Origin of the sequence: Scandinavium sp. M-37, assembly GCF_043558715.1 — a bacterium.
Classification (GTDB): Bacteria; Pseudomonadota; Gammaproteobacteria; order Enterobacterales; family Enterobacteriaceae; genus Scandinavium; species Scandinavium vulneris_A.
Window position 1 is genome coordinate 1 of record NZ_JBIGIN010000135.1, and the last position, 300, is coordinate 300.

At 59.3% G+C, this 300-nt stretch carries 1 protein-coding gene; it reads right to left on the reverse strand.

Going from position 1 to position 300, the window contains the following annotated elements; all coding sequences use genetic code 11:
- Positions 1–300: transposase (locus ACG0Z5_RS24065; protein WP_394451704.1), on the reverse strand; the 300-nt coding region annotated here is incomplete at both ends.

Sequence of the window (300 nt, forward strand, 5' to 3'; positions counted from 1 at the left end):
CCTGGTCGACCCTCACTCTGTCGATGACTTCCCGGCCGAACTTCGCCACAACATGGAACAGGTCATACACCACTTCCGCCTGCGGGCACTGCGCTCTCACCTCCAGGTCCAGCGCCGTATTCATATCCATCGCGACAGATTCGATAGCGGCACATCCTTCCGGGCCCAGCCAGGTGAAGAACGGACGGAAGGCTACCCGGCTGCGCCCCTCACCGACCCACAGCACCCGTTGTGTATCTGCATCCACCACAACTGTGGCATAGCGATGCCCTTTGAACAGCGCGAACTCATCCATTATCA